Genomic DNA, 16,398 nt, shown 5'->3' with positions numbered 1-16,398 from the left:
AGCTAATCCCAGCCGTGCAGCTCGCGCCCGCGCGTTTCCGGCAACAGCAGCACGGTGAGGATGACCACGAGATAAGCGCCGCCGGCGAAGACCCCGATCGCCATGCCGAGCCCGCCGCGTTCGCTCAGGTAGCCGACCAGGGTCGGGAAGAGCGCGCCAATGCCGCGCCCGAAGTTGTATGCGAAACCCTGGCCGGAGGCGCGCACGCGCGAGGGATACAGTTCGGTGAGGTAGGCGCCGAGCCCGCTGAAAATGCCGGAGGCGGCGAATCCGAGCGGGAAGCCGAGCACCAACATGAGCGTGTCGCTGAGCGGCAGCTGGGTATAAAGGTAGAGGCTTGCCCCCGAGAGCAGGGCGAACACGATCAGATTGGCGCGCCGGCCGAAGCGGTCGGTCAGCCACGCGCCGCCGAGATAGCCGAGGAACGAGCCCAGGATGACCACCGCAAGGTAGCCGCTGGTGCCGAGCACCGACAGGTGCCGCTCGGACTTGAGAAAAGTCGGCAGCCAGGTGGTGATGGCGTAATACCCGCCCTGCACGCCGGTGCACAGCAGGCTGGCCAGGGCGGTGGTCCTGAGCAGGTCCGGGGCGAAGATCTCGGTGAAACGCACCGTGCGCGTCGCACGCAGCCTCTGGGTCTCGGCGAAGATCGCAGGTTCAGGCACCTTGCGGCGCACGTAGAGCACCAGCAGCGCAGGCAGCACGCCGAACCAGAACAGGCTGCGCCAGGCCACTTGTTCGGGCAGCAGACTGAAGGCCAGGCCATAGAGCAGCGCCGCCAGCGCCCAGCCGATCGCCCAGCCGCTCTGCACCGTGCCCACCGCGCGGCCGCGGAATTCCGAGCGCACGATCTCGCCCATCAGCACCGAGCCCACCGCCCACTCGCCGCCGAAGCCCAGACCCTGCAGTGCGCGCAGTACGAAGATCTGGGTGAAGTTCTGGCTGAAGCCGATCAGCACCGTGCAGACCGAGAACCACAGGATGGTGAACTGGAGGACGCGCACCCGACCGTAGCGGTCGGCCAGGATGCCCGCGCACCAGCCGCCGACGGCGGAAAACAGCAGCGTGACCGTGCCGAGCATGCCGGCCTGGCCGCGGTCGATGCCCCACAGCGTGATCAGCGTCGAGATGACGAAAGTGAAGACCATGAAATCCAGCGCATCCAGTGCCCAGCCGCCGAAGGCGGCGACGAAGGCATGGCGTTCGGCGGGCTTGAGCTCTTTGAACCATTGCATGGCGAGGCCTCGATGCAGGGCGCGCGTTAGAAGTCGTAGAGCACCGCGGGGTTGTCCACCAGGATGCGCCGGCGCAGGGTCGCGTCGGCGATCCATTCCCCGAGCAAGTTGCGCAGGTGCCCCGTGTCGGGCATGGCATGGGGCACCGCCACGTGCGGCCAGTCGCTGCCGTAGACCAGCCGCTCGGGCGCGGCCTCGATGAGCGCCGCGGCCAGCCGTGCGGCGTTGGCGTAGTGCCGCTGGTCGGAATCGATGCGATAGGCGCCGGAGAGCTTGGCCCAGCCGCCCTGCCGACCGACCAGCTCGAGCAGGGCCTGGAAACCGGGATGGGCGACGCCGAGCTCGGCCGGCATGTGGCCCATGTGGTCGACGACCACTGGCACCGGCAACGTGGTCAGCCGCGACAGCAGGGGCGGCAACTGGCGGGCGTCGAGCAGCAGCTCCAGATGCCAGCCGAACGGCGCGATCCTGGCCGCCAGCGTCTCCAGTGCGTCGAAGCCGACGCCACCGCCGAACAGCACGTTGAGTCGCACGCCACGCACGCCGAGCGCATGCATGCGCGCAAGTTCGGCTTCGGCGACGCCGGCATCGACCACCGCGATCCCGCGCAGCCGCCGGGGATGGCGGCCGAGCACTTCGAGCATGTAGCGGTTGTCGGTACCGTAGACGCTGATCTGCACCAGCACGCCGCGGCTCATGCCGGTGGCTTCCAGCATGCGCAGATAGGCCGATTCCGGTGCCGGCGGCGGGGTGTAACTACGCGCGGCGACCAGTGGATAGCGGTCGGTGTCGGCACTCACCACGTGCGCATGGGCGTCGCAGGCGCCGGGCGGCAGCGGGAAGCGCGCCGGCTCGTAGTCCGGTCGTGGCGGCGGACAGGGCGGCGCGGCGGCGGACGGGTCGGCGGCCATGCTCAGTGGTGCTGGCCTTCGCGGCGGCGCGGCCGCAACGGAATCACGTTGTCAGGCAGCGTCTCCGACGGCGGCAGCGCGGCCTCCGGCCGTTCGGGCAGGGTGATGCCAGCCGGCCCGGCGGCGGTCATCCACAGGCTGCCGCGGGCACGGTCGGCACCGTCCATGCTCACTTCGAAATCGTAGCGGCAGGCGAGATGGAACCGACCCTGCACGCGACGCAGCCGCACCACGCGCCAGCCGATGCTGTCATCGAGCAGCTGCAGGCCGCGGCGCCGGCATTGCCGCCGCACCTCGGCACCGGCGTGCTCGCGCATGCGGGTGAGCGCGAGCCAGGCCGCGGCGATGCCCGCGACCAGCAGCAGCAAGACGAAATCGAACGCGTTGCCCATGCCGCCGAGTGTGCGACTTGCCCCACGGCACCGGCAAGTTTCAGACGAGCCGCAGGCGCAAGGAGAGATCGATGGCGCGCACGTGCTTGGTGAGTGCGCCCACGGAAATGAAATCCACGCCGGTCCGTGCCAGCTCGCCGATGCCGGCCAGGTCGACGTTGCCGGAGACCTCGAGGGGAACGCGCCCCGCGACACGTGCCACCGCCTCGCGCAGATCGGGCAGGGAGAAGTCGTCGAGCATGATGCGGTCGACACCGGCGGCCAGTGCCTGCGCGAGTTCGTCGAAATCCTCGACTTCCACCTCCACCGGCAGGCGGGGATGCAGGGCGCGGGCGGCGGTGACCGCGGCAGCGATACCGCCGGCCGCGGCAATGTGGTTTTCCTTGATCAGGATGGCGTCGTAGAGACCGTGGCGATGGTTGTGGCCGCCGCCCGCCCGCACCGCGTATTTCTGCGCGGCCCGCAGGCCCGGGAGCGTCTTGCGGGTGTCCAGCAAACGCACGCCGGTGCCGGCGATGGCCGCCACGTACGCGGCGGTGGTCGTGGCGGTACCGGACAGCAGCTGCAGAAAGTTGAGTGCCTGGCGTTCCGCGCTGACCAGCGCGCGGGCCCGCCCGCCCAGGCGACAGAGCACGGCGCCGGCCGTCACCCGTTCGCCGTCGGCCGCTTCCCAGCTGAACCGCGTCTGCGGATCGAGCGCGCGGAAGCAGGCCTCGAACCAGGCGCGGCCGGCGAGCACGGCCGGCTCGCGGCAGGTCAGTACGGCCTCCGCGGCGGCCGCGGCCGGCAGCAGCTCGGCAGTGACGTCGCCGCTGCCCAGATCCTCCGCGAGCGCACGGCGCACGTCGGCCTCGATGAGGGCGGCCGCGGGAAGTTCGAGTGCCACGCTCATGCCGCCGGCGTTCCAGGCGGCTGGCTCAAGCGGTCGACGATGGCGTCCAGGGCACGGTCGAACAGGGGTTCGGCCGGCAGTACGCGCGCGCTGCCGGCGGCCAGCGCGGCGGCCAGCTCGTGCGGGGCGTAGTCCGCCACCTTGAGGCCGCGGCGGTTGACAAACAGATAGCGACCGCTCATCGGGCTGATCCAGGACAGCTTGGCGCGCTCGGCCGGGGCGCCGGTGGGACAGAACTCGAGCCACGTACCAGGCTTGAGCGCGTAGACCTGTTCGAGCTGCGGGATCTCCGGCGGCGGCGCCGTCGCGGCCTCGCGTTCGGCCTGCAGCGCCGGCGCTTCCTGCTCGACGATGGGCTGGATGCTGTCGGGAATCGGCAGTGGGCCTTCCATGGACGACGCAGCCTGCGCAGGGGCCTCGCCCAGCCGCTCACGGTAGTAGCCCGTGAGCTGGGCGAGCAGCCGTTCGATGTCGCTTTCCTGGAAGGCCACGCTGGCCAGGCCCCGGCGCAGGCTGCGCTCGATGCGCGGCATGAGCTGCCGCAGGGTCTGCCGGCTTTCGGCGTCGCGCACCGGCAGCGTGCTGGCGATGAATTCGTCGACGAAGCGCAGCGCTTCGGAAAACTCCAGTGAATCCTCGCCCTGGCGCAGCAGGGTCAGCACCAGGTAGTTGGCCCAGGCCCGCGCCAGCACGCCGTGCACCAGCGGCGGCAGGGCACGCCCGCCGATGCGGTCGAGGATTTCCCGCGCCGCGCGCCGGCGCGCCAGCTCCAGTCGCTCGCGACCGTGGGTGGCTTCGGCCACGCGCTGCTCGGCCAGCTCGGCGCGCCGGCGCAGCGTTTCCTGGAAGGCGGCAAGCTCTCCGCACAATCGCTCGAAAAGGCCGAGATCGTCGTCGAAATCATGCAGCAGCCGCTCGACGACCGATTTCACCCGGTCGAACACCCGATGATCGCGGTCCGCTTCGGGCGACCAGCCCTTGGCGAGCTCGGCCAGCATGTCCAGCAGGCGCCGTGCCGGGTGCTGGCGCTGGGCGAACAAGCGCCGGTCCAGCAATGCCGCCTTGAGGTAGGGAATCTGCAGCCGCGCCAGCAGCGCCTGCATGGTCGGCGGCAAGGTGTCATCGGCCAGGATGAATTCGAACAGCATGCCGACCAGGTCGATGGTGTCCTCGTCCATGCCGGCCATGGCCGATGGCCGGGCGCCGCGCAGTGCGCCCAGCTGGCTCATGAGCAGGCTTTTCAGCGCGGCGGCATCGGCGGCGCTCTGCTGGGCGCCGGTCGATGCGGGCACCGGGCTGGCATGGTCGGCCAGCTGGCTCTGCAGCACGCTGAGCGCCCCGAGCAGCTCGTGGACCGAGGGCGCCGGCGCCGCAGCCGCCGGGGGCGGAGCGGTGGGTGCGCGCCCACGGCGGGCATTGAAGAGCTGGCTCAAGGTCTCGAGCACGTCCTCGGCGGCGCCGGCGTCCTGTCCGCCCGCCGCGACAGCGGATGCGGCACCCGCCGCGGCGTGTTCCGGCGCGGCATGCCGAGCGCCCTGGCGGAACTGCGGCAGCACGCCGGCCCGCATCAGCTCGGCATTGATCTCCGGATAGAGCGCATCGAGACCGGCCATGACATAGCGGTCGAACAGCTTGTAGATGAGCAGCTTGACGCGAACGTCGGCCTCCAGCTCGCCCATGGCCTGCCGGAAGGCTTCGGCGAGTGCGGCCGGCGCGAGCGGGCTGTTGGATTCGTCCAGCTTGATCCCGCCGCAGATCACCCCGAGCCGCTGGTTGAGCGCATGCAGCTCCTGCGCGAGCCGGGCCTCGTTCTTGCTGGCCATGCTGGTGACCGCCAGCGATTCCTCCAGCTCGTCGTCGGCCACCAGCGAGAGCTCGCCGGAAGCGGACGGCGCGGTCGTGGCGCGCGGCGCGACCGGCATCGGGCCGAGCATGCGCGTCACCTGGGAAAGATAGCTGCGCTCGATCGCCAGCCGGCGTCGGCGGACCTCGCGCATGCCGTCGAAATAGTGCATCTGCGCGGCGTTGTTCTCAGCTTTTTCGGCCAGGTCGAACAGCGCATCGTCGACGTGCTCGAACATCTGCCCGAGCAGTTGCTGCAGGCGCCGGGTGGCCATATCGCGCACCGCCTGCAGCAGCTCACCGCCGCGCGGGTGGCCAGGTTCCAACCGCTGATGGAGATTGACGACCTTGGAAGGCTCGTAGGCTTCAGCCATGGCCATGCCTCTTTGCTCGATTGCGACCGGCCAGCCGGGCCGCAGCGGCCCGTCCGGCCGACGATAGATGAAAACCTGCCGCCCTGTCATGACCGGCGGTGCGGGATGGCGGCGTAAGCCCTCCGGGGCTCGCCGTCAGGCCACGCGCGGGAAATCCTGGAACTGCACCGTGCCGATGCCCTCCTCGGGCAGGAGGACCGGGATGCCGTCCTCGACGCGGTAGATCACCTTGCCATCGACCGTGATCAGGCCCTCGGCGAGGGCGTTTTCGACGCGGCTGCCAGCCACGGTCAGGACCTCGCCGCGGGCGATCGCCGCATTGAGCGCATCCAGCTCCTGTCGGCCGAGCAGACGCAGCGGCGTCTTGCTCACGGGGCAGCACAGGATGTCGAGCAGGCGCTTGTCCATGAGCGTGGTGGCGATCGTGCGTTGCGGAAAAGAAGCCCTACAATAACCTTTTTTCAGGCTGGAAAGTCATGACGGCAGCAGCCAATGCACGGGTCGGCGTGGTGATGGGATCGCGCTCGGACTGGGAAACCATGCAACACGCCGCCGCCACGCTCGAGGAACTGTCCGTGCCCCACGAGGTGCGGGTGGTTTCGGCCCATCGCACACCCGATCTCCTGTTCGACTACGCCGAGGCGGCGGTGGCGCGCGGCATCGAGGTGATCGTCGCCGGTGCCGGCGGCGCCGCCCACCTGCCGGGCATGCTGGCGGCCAAGACCCGGTTGCCGGTGTTCGGCGTGCCGATCCAGTCCAAGGCGCTCAACGGCATGGATTCGCTGCTTTCGATCGTGCAGATGCCGGCCGGCATTCCGGTCGGCACGCTGGCGATCGGCCGCGCCGGCGCGGTGAACGCCGCGCTGCTGGCCGCGGCGGTGCTGGCCCTGCACGACCCTGCGCTGGCCGTCGCGCTGGACGCCTTCCGCGCCCGTCAATGCGAGGCCGTGCTCGCCCATCCGGATCCGCGCGCATGAGCGCGCACCGGCAGCCGGTCCTCGGCATCCTCGGCGGCGGCCAGCTCGCCCGCATGCTGGCCCTGGCTGCCGCGCCGCTCGGGGTCAGGACGCGGGTGGTGGATAGCGCCGCCGATGCCTGCGCCGGCCAGGTGGCGGCGCTCACCGTGGCCGATTGGACCGACAAGGACGCGCTGGCACGCTTCGCCGAGGCGGTGGACGTGGTCACCTTCGACTTCGAGAACGTGCCCGCGGAAACCGCGCAATGGCTCGCCGACCGGGTGGCGGTGTTTCCCAATCCCCAGGCGCTGGCGGTGGCGCAGGACCGGCTGGCCGAAAAAACGCTGTTCCGCGACTGCGGGCTGGCCACCCCGGCCTATGCGGCGGTGGACACCCGCCGGGGCCTGGACTTCGCGCTGGAAGTGATCGGCACGCCGGCGATCCTGAAGACCCGGCGCCTGGGCTACGACGGCAAGGGCCAGTTCCGCCTGCGCACGGCCGCCGACGCCGATGCCGCCTGGGCGGTGCTCGGCGCAGCCGCCGCGCAGCACGGCTTGATCCTCGAGGCCTTCGTGCCGTTCGACGGCGAGCTCTCGGTGCTGGCCGTGCGCGGGCGCGACGGCGACCTGCGTACCTGGCCACTGACCCGCAACTGGCATCACCAGGGCGTCCTCAGCCTGAGCCTGGCGCCGGCGCGGGCAGATGACGCGCTGAAGGCGCAGGCCGGCGCGCTCGCGCGCACCCTCGCCGAACGCCTGGATTACGTCGGCGTGTTCGCGTTGGAACTGTTCCTCAAGGACGGGCAGTTGCTCGGCAACGAGATGGCCCCGCGCGTGCACAACTCCGGGCACTGGACGATCGAGGGCGCGCTGACCAGCCAATTCGAGAACCACGTGCGCAGCGTGCTCGGCCTGCCGCTCGGCGACACTGCCGCGCGCGGGCCGGCGCTGATGTTCAACTGGATCGGCGCGTTACCCGATCCCGCTCCCGTGCTGCGCACCAGCGATGCGCACTGGCACGACTACGGCAAGGCCCCGCGCGAGGGGCGCAAGGTCGGGCATGCCACCGTCTGCGCGGCCGATGCCGCCACCCTGGCCGCGCGGGTGGACGCGCTGGCCGGCGCGCTCGGACGCCAGGCACAGGCGGCGCCGGCGCTGGCCGAGCTCGCCCGCTGGTGACACACAACGCTGCGCGCCGCCCGTGGGCGCATGGCATAATCCAAGACCTTTTTGACCCGGCTCCCCGGCCTTGGCTGCCGACGGGGCCGCTTTGCGAGACGATGCCATGAACCTTGCCATGCCCCTGATCCTGGCCCAGGCCGCGCCCGCCGCCGCGCCCGGCAATCCGCTGATGACCTTCCTGCCGCTGATCGTGCTGTTCGGTCTCATGTATTTCATGATGATCCGCCCGCAGATGAAGCGGCAGAAGGAACACCGCGCCATGCTCTCGGCGCTGTCCAAGGGCGACGAGGTGGTGACCACGGGCGGCATCGCCGGCCGCGTCGAGGAGGTCGGCGAGAGCTTCGTCACCGTCGAGATCGCGCCCAACGTCAAGGTCAAGCTGCAAAAGAGCGCGGTGTCGCAGGTGCTGCCCAAGGGCAGCCTCAAGTCCGCCTGAGCGCGGCGGGAAATGCGGCTCGAACGCGACGACGATGCGCCCGAGCCGCCTTTCCCGGGGACGGCGCCGCCGTCGGCATGGCTCGCGCCTGCCGCCGCTCGCCCGCGTGCCGCCGCAGGCAGGTGAGCCGCGCGCAGCATCCTCGGGACTTTCATGGAACGCGGTGCGGGCCTGAGCCCCAAGCCGCAGCGAGCCGGACATTTCCGCGAAGAATGGCCGGCATTTTTTCAGGACCCATGCCATGAGTGACTTTCCACGCTGGAAATACGTGCTGGTCGCGGTCGTGCTGCTGCTCGGCATCGTCTACGCGTTGCCCAATGCGTTCCCGCCCGCGCCTTCCGTCCAGGTTGCCGCCAGCCACGGCGCCTCCGTGGACGCCACGTTGCGGCAGAAGGTCACCGACGCCCTGGCCAAACAGGGCATCGCCTGGCGCACTCTGGCGCTGGAGGGCGAGCACCTGGTCGTGTCGTTCGACAACGCCGACGTGCAGGCGCGCGCGGCCGACGTCATCAAGGCTGCCGTGGGGGACGACTACACGGTGGCGCTCAATCTGACTTCCACCGCGCCGCGCTGGCTGTCGGCGATCGGCGCGCGGGCGATGCCGCTCGGCCTGGATCTGCAGGGCGGCGTCAACTTCCTGATGGAGGTCGACCAGGAGGCGGTGATCGAGAAGCGCCGCGACGGTTATGCCGACGGCATCCGCGACCTCCTGCGGCAGAAGAACATCCGTTACGACGCGGTCACTCCCGCGACGACGCCCGGGCAGGCGACGATCAGCGTGGTGTTGCGCTCGGCCGCCGACCGTGCCGCCGCCGCGGAAGCCATCGCCGCCGAGTATCCCGACCTCACCGTCAGCGAGGGGCCGAGCACGGCCGATCGCTTCGTGCTCAACGTGGCGATCCGTCCGGAGAAGCTGCGCGCACTGATGCAGGACGCGGTCAGCCAGAACCTGGCCACCCTGCGCAACCGCATCAATGCGCTCGGCGTGTCCGAGCCGATCATCCAGAAGCAGGGCGACAACCAGATCGTGGTGCAACTCGCCGGCGTGCAGGACCCGGCCGAGGCGAAGAAGACCATCGGCGCGCAGGCCACGCTGGAATACCACCCGGGCGTCGTGGATCCGACCGGCGCGCTGGCGATGCAGGCCGCGCGCACCGGCATCGTGCCGCCGGATCAGCGGCTGCTCACCATGCGCGGCTCGCACCGGCCGGTGCTGGTGGGCAAGCGCGTGATCGTCACCGGCGATGAGCTCGAGGATGCCGCCTCCGGCGTCGATCCGACCACCGGTCAGCCAAAGGTGGACGTCACCCTGAACGCGAGCGGTGCGAAAAAGATGCTCGACTACACCAGCGCCAACGTCGGCAAGCCGATGGCGGTGGTCTATGTCGAGCGCGTGGTCGACACCAAGGTGGTCGACGGCAAGGAAGTGCGCGTGCCGCGCGTCACCGAGGAGGTGATCAGCAACGCCACCGTGCAGGGCGTGTTCGGCAAGCGCTTCCAGACCACCGGCCTGGGCAGCCCCAAGGAAGCCTCCGAACTCGCGCTCCTGCTCAAGAGCGGCTCGCTGGCGGCGCCGATGGACATCGTCTCCGAACAGGTGATCGGCCCGAGCCTGGGTCAGGACAACATCCGCAAGGGTTTCCGCGCGGTGATGATCGGCCTCGGCCTGGTGCTGGTCGCGGCGGCGGTGTACTACAAGCTGTTCGGACTGGTAGCTGACATCGCGCTGTTCTTCAACCTGGTGCTGCTGCTGGCGGTGATGTCGCTGATCGGCGTGACGCTGACCATGCCGGGCATCGCCGGCATCGTGCTCACCCTGGGCATGGCGATCGACGCCAACGTGCTGATCTGCGAGCGCATCCGCGAGGAGCTGCGCAACGGCTCGACGCCGCACGCGGCGATCCGCGCCGGCTACGACAAGGCCTGGGCGACGATCCTGGATGCCAACGTCACCCACCTCATCGCCGCGCTGGCGCTCACCACCATGGGTTCGGGACCGATCAAGGGTTTCGGCGTCACGCTGCTGATCGGCATCCTCACCTCGATGTTCACCTCGGTCACCGTGACCCACGCGATCACCGCGCTGATCCACGGCAACCGCAAGTTGAAGACGCTGTCGGTGTAAGGCCCGGGGAATCGCCATGGAAATCTTCAATCACAACGCCAACGTCAACTTCCTCGGCATGCGGCGCATCAGCATCGGCATCGCCGCCTTGCTGATGCTGGCCTCGGTCGTGCTGCTGTTCACCCGCGGCCTCAACTACGGGCTCGACTTCACTGGCGGCGTGGCGGTCGAGGCGGCCTTCGAGCAGCCGGTGGACATCGGTCAGGTACGCCAGGCGCTGGCCGCGCACGGCATGGAAAACGCGGTGGTGCAGAGCCTGGGCGGCAGCCGCGAGGTATCGATCCGCCTGCAGCCCACCGCGGCGATGAAGGACGAAAAAGGCCGGGTGAATCTCGACAAGGTGGCCACCGAAGTCACCACCGCGCTCAAGTCGACGCGTCCGGACGTCACGCTCAAGAGCCGGTCTTCGGTCAGTCCGCAAGTCGGCGAGGAACTGCGCAGCGACGGCATCGTCGCCGCGATCTTCGTCATCATCGGCATCGGCGTGTATCTATGGATCCGCTTCGAGCGGCGCTTCGCCATCGCCGCGCTGGTGACCGAGGTGCACGACGTGCTGATCACGCTGGGCGTGATCGCGCTGATGCGGCGCGAGTTCGACCTCACCGTGCTGGCTTCGGTGCTGGCGGTGATCGGTTATTCGATCAACGACAAGGTGGTGGTGTTCGACCGCATCCGCGAACTGTTTCGCCTGGCGCGCAAGGCCGAGCCGGAGGAGATCCTGAACCGCTCGATCAACAGCACGCTCTCGCGCACCATCATCACCTCGCTGTTCACCGGCATCACCATGGCCGCGCTGTACTTCATCGGCGGCCCGGTGGTGCATGGCTTCGCGGTCACCATGCTGATCGGCATCGTGGTCGGCACGCTGTCCTCGATCTTCGTGGCCAGCCCGATCCTGCTCTGGCTCGGCGTCTCCAAGCAGGATCTGATGCCGAAGACGCGGGAAAACCCCGAGCTCGCGCGGCGGCCCTGAGCCGCCCCGGGCTGCCGCGCCGCCGGGTGCGCGGCAGCTTGCCGCAGGCGTGGCCGGGCGGCTCAATTTCTGGCGGGTCGCGCCGATCTAGGCGACATTGGAGCCGTCCGTCGCGGGGGTGTCATGCTGGTCATCGTGGGTTCTCTGGTCGTCCTGGCCTGCGTGCTGGGCGGCTTCGTGCTGTCGCACGGCCAGCTGCTCGCGCTGTGGCAGCCCTACGAGCTGCTGATCATCGCCGGCGGCGCGTTTGGCGCCTTCCTCACCGCCAATCCGCCCAAGGTGGTCAAGGCCGCGATGCACGATGCGCTGGCCCTGCTCAAGGGGCCGCGCTATCGACGCCAGGACTACGTGGATCTCTTGTCGATGCTCTACGACATCTTCGGCGTGATCCGCAAGGAAGGCGTGCTCGGGCTCGAGGCGCATATCGAGGATCCGCAGTCCAGCTCGATCTTCAGCGCCTACCCCCGGCTGGTGCGCGAACACCACCTGATCGAGTTCACCACCGACTGCCTGCGCCTGATCGTCGGCGGCAACATGAATCCGTTCGAGCTCGAGCAACTGCTCGACCTGGAACTGGAAAACCACCATCGCGAAGCCGAGGCGCCGGCGGCGGCCGTGATGAAGATGGCCGATGCCTTGCCCGGCTTCGGCATCGTGGCGGCGGTCATGGGCATCGTCACCACCATGTCGCAGCTGGGGGAGGACACCAGCCGGATCGGCATGCACGTGGCCGGGGCGCTGGTGGGCACCTTCCTCGGCATCCTGCTCTGCTACGGCTTCATCGGCCCGCTGGCGTCGGCCATGGAGGCGCGGGTGCAGGAGGACGGCAAGGCCTTCGAGTGCGTGAAGGTGGCGCTCATGGCCAGCCTGCGCGGCTACAACCCGAAGGTGGCGGTCGAGTTCGCACGCAAGGCACTGTCCGCGCGTGAACGGCCGAGCTTCCAGGATCTGGAGGACCATCTCAAGGGCGAGGCCCGCGCCGGGGCGGCGGCATGAGCGAGGAGGCCCCGGAGACGCCGATCGTCATCCGCAAGGTCCGCCGTGGCGGCCATGGCCATCACGGCGGCGCCTGGAAGGTCGCCTATGCCGACTTCGTCACCGCGATGATGGCGTTCTTCCTGGTGATGTGGCTGGTCGGCGCCGGCACGCGCGAGCAGCGCGCGGCGATCTCGGAATATTTCAAGAACCCCAGCCTGACCCGGGGCACCGCGACCGTGGCGCCGCCCGGGCGCATGGGACCGGGTGGCGCCAGCAACAGCCTCATCAAGCTCGGCGGCGCGATGGATCTGCCGCGCGGGCCCGGCAAGGACAAGCAGGGCGCCAGTGCGGCCAGCGCGGAGCGCAAGGTCAGCGAGAAGGATGCCCGCCAGCTCGAGCGCGCGCGGCTGGACGAACTGATGCAGCAGTTGCAGGCGGCGATCCAGAGCAGCCAGGCGCTGGCGCCGTTCAAGGACCAGCTGCTGATCGACATCACGCCGGAAGGGCTGCGCATCCAGATCGTCGACAAACTCAACCGGCCGATGTTCGATTCCGGCCAGGCGCAGCTCAAGCCCTATACGCAGGCCATCCTGCGCGAGCTGGCCGCCTTCATCAACCGCGTGCCCAACCGCATCGCCATCTCCGGGCACACCGACGATGCGCCCTACAACGATGCCCACTACAGCAACTGGGAGCTTTCGGCCGACCGCGCCAACGCGGCGCGCCGGGCCTTGCTGGAAGGCGGCCTTGCCGAGGACAAGGTGGCGCGGGTGGTCGGTCTGGCCGCCTCGGTGCCTTTCGACAAGACGCATCCCGGCGATCCGATCAACCGGCGCATCAGCATCATCGTGATGACCCAGCAGGCCGAGGCGGCCAGCTGGGCGCAGGAGACCGGCGGCGAGGATGCCGGCGACAAGGCCTCGCCGCCGGCCAACGGCGCGCCGTCCCCGCCGCTCATGCCGACGGTCACCGGTGCCGCGCTGCAGGCGCCGGCCGCGGTGAATCGTTGAGCCGGCCTCAGCGGAGGTCGGCTCGCAGCCTGGCATCCAGTTCGGTAAGCTGCGCGGGCGTGCCCACGTTGTGCCAGCGCCCGAGGTGACGGGCGCCAGTGACCTTACCCTCGCGCATCGCCTGTTCGAAGAGCGGACGCAGCTTGAAGCATCCGGGGGCGTGGTCGCGGATGAATGCCGGCCGATAGACGCCGATGTTGGCGAAGGTCAGCCGCTCGCCGGGTCCATCCGCGTGCAGGCGGCCGTCGGCGTCGAGCACGAAGTCGCCTTCGGCATACCAGGGCGGGTTGGGCACCATCAGCAGATGCGCGAGACCGACCGGCTCGGCGGGCAGCACGGCGTAGTCGACGTCGCTCCAGATGTCGGCGCTGACCGCGATGAAGGGCGCGTCGCCGAGCAGGGCGAGCGCGTTGCGCATGCCGCCGCCGGTTTCCAGCGGCTCCGGGCCTTCGTAGGCGTAGCGGATGCGCAGGCCCCAGCGCGCGCCATCGCCGAGCGTTTCCGCGAACTGCTCGGCCAGGTGCGAGGTGTTGATCACGATGTAGCGCACGTCGGCGGCGGCGAGTTTTTCCAGGTGCCAGACGATCAGCGGTTTGCCGCCCACCGGCAGGAACGGCTTGGGCGTGCGCTCGGTGAGCGGGCGCATGCGCTCGCCGCGGCCGGCGGCGAAGATCAGCGCGTGTCTCATGGCGCGGCCTCGGCGAGGTTGCGGCCTTGGGCGTGGCGTTCGATCAGCGCGGCGAAATCGGCCAGCTCCGGATAGCGCGCGGCCACTTCGACGACATAGCGATAGACCGCCGGCACATCCTGCAGATAGCCGGATTTGCCGTCGCGGTAATGCAGCCGATAGAACTGGCCGAGCACGCGCACGTGGCGATGCAGGCCGGTCAGATCGAACCAGCGCCGGAAGCGCGCCGCGTCCACCGCGGCGTCGATGACGCCGGCCGCGACGAGGCGCCGCCGATAGCCCTCCGCCCATGTTTCCACGCGCTCGCGTGGCCAGACGACATAGGCATCACGCAGCAGCGAGGCGAGGTCGTAGGTGATCGACCCGGAGCGTGCGCCCTGGAAGTCGATGATGCCGGGATTGTTCTCGCTGACCACCAGCAGGTTGCGGCTGTGGTAGTCGCGGTGCACGAAGCGGCGCGGCTGTTCCAGCGCATTGCGCACGATCACGTCGAAGGCCGCCTCCAGCACGTCCCATTCGGCGCAGGAAGGCGTGTGGCCCAGGTGCCGGCGCAGGAACCACTCGGGCATCACTTCGAGGCCCTGCACCAGCATTGGCCAATCGAACGGCGGCAGGTCGCGGTGTTCGACGCGGGTCTGCATGACGAACAGGGCGTCCAGGGCATCGTCGTAGAGCGCGTCGGCGCTGGTTTCATCGAGCGCGTCGAGATAAAGCCGGGGGCCGAGATCCTCGATCAGCAGGAAGCCGGCGGCGAGGTCTTGGGCATACACCGCCGGCACGCGCAGGCCGGCCGCGGCCAGCCGCTCGCGGATCGTGAGCCAGGGGCGCAGGTCTTCCTGGTCGGGCGGGGCATCCATCACCAAGCAGTGCCTGCCGTCAGCGTGCACGCGCCAGTAGCTGCGCAGGCTGGCATCGCCGGCGATCGGCTCCAGCATGGCGGCGGGATCGCGCAAGGCGCGGCGGGCGAAGGCCAGACGGGGATCGGTGCGGTCGGCAGGGAAGGTCATCGGCGGGCAATCTCGGCACGGCAGACCCTCAAGCTTAGCCGGGTGGGCTTTTTCGGTAACCTTGCGAGCCTTCTCTTGGTCAAAGTGCATCCCGACATGCTCGCCTCCCCGCCGCGCCTTGGCATCCTCGGACTCGGATATGTCGGCCTGCCGCTGGCCGCGGCGTTCGGCCGGCATTTCGACACCGTGGGCTTCGACATCGATCCCGACCGGATCGCCGAGCTTGCCCGCGGCCACGATCGCACCCGCGAGGTCCCTGACGCGGAGCTTGCCGCCGCCGGGCGTCTCAGGCTCAGCGCCTCGCCAGAGGATCTTCGCGACTGCAACGTCTACATCGTCACCGTGCCGACACCGATCGACGAGGCGCAGCGCCCGGATCTCACGCCGCTGCTTTCGGCCTGCCGCCTGCTCGGACGCATGCTCGCCCCCGGCGACCTCGTGGTGTTCGAGTCCACCGTCTATCCCGGCACCACCGAGGAAGTGTGCGTGCCGGTGCTGGAGGAGGCCTCGGGGCTGGTCTTCAACCGCGATTTCTTCTGCGGCTACAGCCCGGAACGGATCAACCCCGGCGACCACGCGCGGCGGGTGACCGACATCGTCAAGCTCACCTCCGGCTCCACGCCCGAGACGGCCGAACGGGTCGATGCGCTCTACCGCACCATCATCCGCGCCGGCACCTTCAAGACCTCTTCCATCCGCGTCGCCGAGGCGGCCAAGGTGATCGAGAACGTGCAGCGCGACGTCAACATCGCCCTGGTCAACGAGCTGGCGCTGATCTTCCAGCGGCTCGGCATCGACACCCTGGAAGTGCTCGAGGCGGCGGGCACCAAATGGAACTTCCTGCCGTTTCGCCCGGGGCTGGTCGGCGGCCACTGCATCGGCGTCGATCCTTACTACCTCACCCACAAGGCCGAGGTCACCGGTTATCACCCGGAGCTGATCCTCGCCGCGCGCCGCATCAACAGCCGCATGGGCACCTACGTGGCCGACCGCGTGATCCGCTTGATGAGCGAGCGGGGGCGGGCGATCGCCGGCGCGCGCGTGCTGGTGCTCGGGCTCGCCTTCAAGGAGAACTGTCCGGACCTACGCAACACGCGGGTCGTCGACATCGTGCGCGAACTGGCCGCCGCCGGCGCGCAGGTGGACGTCTACGATCCCTGGGCAGATGCGGCGGAAGCGGAGCGGACATGCCACCTGCGACTGCTCGCGGAGATACCCGCGGGCGTCTACGATGCGCTGATCGTCGCGGTCGCACATCGCGAGTTTCAGGCCATGGGGGCCGAGCGTATCCGCGCCTTCGGCAAGCCGGGCGCGGTGCTCTATGACGTCAAGGCCGTGCTGCCCAGCGCGGCCGTGGACGAGCGGCTGTGAAGCCCCGGACCCGCGGCGGGTCCGGGG

At 69.5% G+C, this 16,398-nt stretch carries 16 protein-coding genes; 8 read left to right on the top strand and 8 right to left on the bottom strand.

Annotated elements, in window-relative coordinates; translation table 11 throughout:
- Window positions 1-2: 2 nt before the first annotated feature.
- The 6 genes from ALSL_RS07075 to ALSL_RS07050 all read right to left on the bottom strand — a co-directional run bounded on the left by ALSL_RS07075 (window position 3) and on the right by ALSL_RS07050 (window position 6,054).
- A complete protein-coding gene (locus tag ALSL_RS07075) occupies window positions 3-1,235 on the bottom strand; it encodes an MFS transporter (protein ID WP_126537780.1) in 1,233 nt (410 codons plus the stop codon).
- Window positions 1,236-1,261: 26 nt separating this feature from the next.
- Window positions 1,262-2,146: an amidohydrolase family protein gene (locus ALSL_RS07070; RefSeq protein ID WP_126537778.1), complete on the bottom strand. Its 885-nt coding sequence runs from the start codon at window positions 2,144-2,146 to the stop codon at window positions 1,262-1,264.
- A 2-nt stretch (window positions 2,147-2,148) separates the two neighbouring features.
- Window positions 2,149-2,538, bottom strand: coding sequence for a DUF3301 domain-containing protein (locus tag ALSL_RS07065; protein WP_126537777.1), 390 nt, complete (start codon window positions 2,536-2,538; stop codon window positions 2,149-2,151).
- A 40-nt stretch (window positions 2,539-2,578) separates the two neighbouring features.
- Entirely contained in the window at window positions 2,579-3,430 is an 852-nt protein-coding gene (nadC, locus tag ALSL_RS07060; RefSeq protein ID WP_126537775.1) for a carboxylating nicotinate-nucleotide diphosphorylase, read from the bottom strand.
- A complete protein-coding gene (locus ALSL_RS07055) occupies window positions 3,427-5,646 on the bottom strand; it encodes a DUF1631 domain-containing protein (protein WP_126537773.1) in 2,220 nt (739 codons plus the stop codon). Before ALSL_RS07055 ends, nadC begins: the two co-directional genes overlap by 4 nt.
- 135 nt (window positions 5,647-5,781) lie before the next feature.
- Window positions 5,782-6,054: a Trm112 family protein gene (locus ALSL_RS07050; protein ID WP_126537771.1), complete on the bottom strand. Its 273-nt coding sequence runs from the start codon at window positions 6,052-6,054 to the stop codon at window positions 5,782-5,784.
- 68 nt (window positions 6,055-6,122) lie between these two features.
- On the opposite strand from ALSL_RS07050, the gene purE reads away from it, so the two are divergent.
- The 7 genes from purE (at window position 6,123) to motB (ending at window position 13,305) form a co-directional block, all read left to right on the top strand.
- Complete coding sequence (gene purE, locus ALSL_RS07045; RefSeq protein WP_126537769.1) at window positions 6,123-6,623, top strand: 5-(carboxyamino)imidazole ribonucleotide mutase; 501 nt, start codon at window positions 6,123-6,125, stop codon at window positions 6,621-6,623.
- Window positions 6,620-7,780, top strand: a complete 1,161-nt coding sequence (locus ALSL_RS07040) for a 5-(carboxyamino)imidazole ribonucleotide synthase (protein WP_126537767.1) — start codon at window positions 6,620-6,622, stop codon at window positions 7,778-7,780. Before purE ends, ALSL_RS07040 begins: the two co-directional genes overlap by 4 nt.
- A 106-nt stretch (window positions 7,781-7,886) precedes the next feature.
- On the top strand, window positions 7,887-8,219 hold the full coding sequence (gene yajC / locus ALSL_RS07035; protein ID WP_126537765.1) for a preprotein translocase subunit YajC: 333 nt from the start codon (window positions 7,887-7,889) through the stop codon (window positions 8,217-8,219).
- 241 nt (window positions 8,220-8,460) lie between these two features.
- The gene (gene secD / locus ALSL_RS07030; protein ID WP_126537763.1) at window positions 8,461-10,344 is read left to right on the top strand and encodes a protein translocase subunit SecD; all 1,884 of its coding nucleotides are present in this window, start codon (window positions 8,461-8,463) and stop codon (window positions 10,342-10,344) included.
- Window positions 10,345-10,360: 16 nt separating this feature from the next.
- Window positions 10,361-11,317, top strand: a complete 957-nt coding sequence (secF, locus tag ALSL_RS07025) for a protein translocase subunit SecF (RefSeq protein WP_126537761.1) — start codon at window positions 10,361-10,363, stop codon at window positions 11,315-11,317.
- A gap of 123 nt (window positions 11,318-11,440) precedes the next feature.
- Complete coding sequence (gene motA / locus ALSL_RS07020) at window positions 11,441-12,313, top strand: flagellar motor stator protein MotA (protein ID WP_126537759.1); 873 nt, start codon at window positions 11,441-11,443, stop codon at window positions 12,311-12,313.
- A complete protein-coding gene (gene motB / locus ALSL_RS07015) occupies window positions 12,310-13,305 on the top strand; it encodes a flagellar motor protein MotB (RefSeq protein ID WP_126537757.1) in 996 nt (331 codons plus the stop codon). The genes motA and motB overlap by 4 nt, the downstream gene beginning before the upstream one ends.
- A gap of 7 nt (window positions 13,306-13,312) precedes the next feature.
- Here motB and murU read toward each other — a convergent pair whose 3' ends face one another.
- Both murU and ALSL_RS07005 read right to left on the bottom strand, forming a co-directional pair.
- A complete protein-coding gene (murU, locus tag ALSL_RS07010; RefSeq protein ID WP_126537755.1) occupies window positions 13,313-13,993 on the bottom strand; it encodes an N-acetylmuramate alpha-1-phosphate uridylyltransferase MurU in 681 nt (226 codons plus the stop codon).
- The gene (locus tag ALSL_RS07005; RefSeq protein WP_126537753.1) at window positions 13,990-15,000 is read right to left on the bottom strand and encodes an aminoglycoside phosphotransferase family protein; all 1,011 of its coding nucleotides are present in this window, start codon (window positions 14,998-15,000) and stop codon (window positions 13,990-13,992) included. Before ALSL_RS07005 ends, murU begins: the two co-directional genes overlap by 4 nt.
- Before the next feature lie 96 nt (window positions 15,001-15,096).
- Between ALSL_RS07005 and ALSL_RS07000 the strand changes: the two genes are divergently transcribed.
- The gene (locus ALSL_RS07000; protein WP_126537751.1) at window positions 15,097-16,371 is read left to right on the top strand and encodes a nucleotide sugar dehydrogenase; all 1,275 of its coding nucleotides are present in this window, start codon (window positions 15,097-15,099) and stop codon (window positions 16,369-16,371) included.
- Window positions 16,372-16,398: the final 27 nt, after the last annotated feature.

The organism is Aerosticca soli (assembly GCF_003967035.1).
Classification (GTDB): domain Bacteria; phylum Pseudomonadota; class Gammaproteobacteria; order Xanthomonadales; family Rhodanobacteraceae; genus Aerosticca; species Aerosticca soli.
Note: the sequence above shows the minus strand (reverse complement) of the source record. Positions and strands in the feature narration are given on the sequence as shown.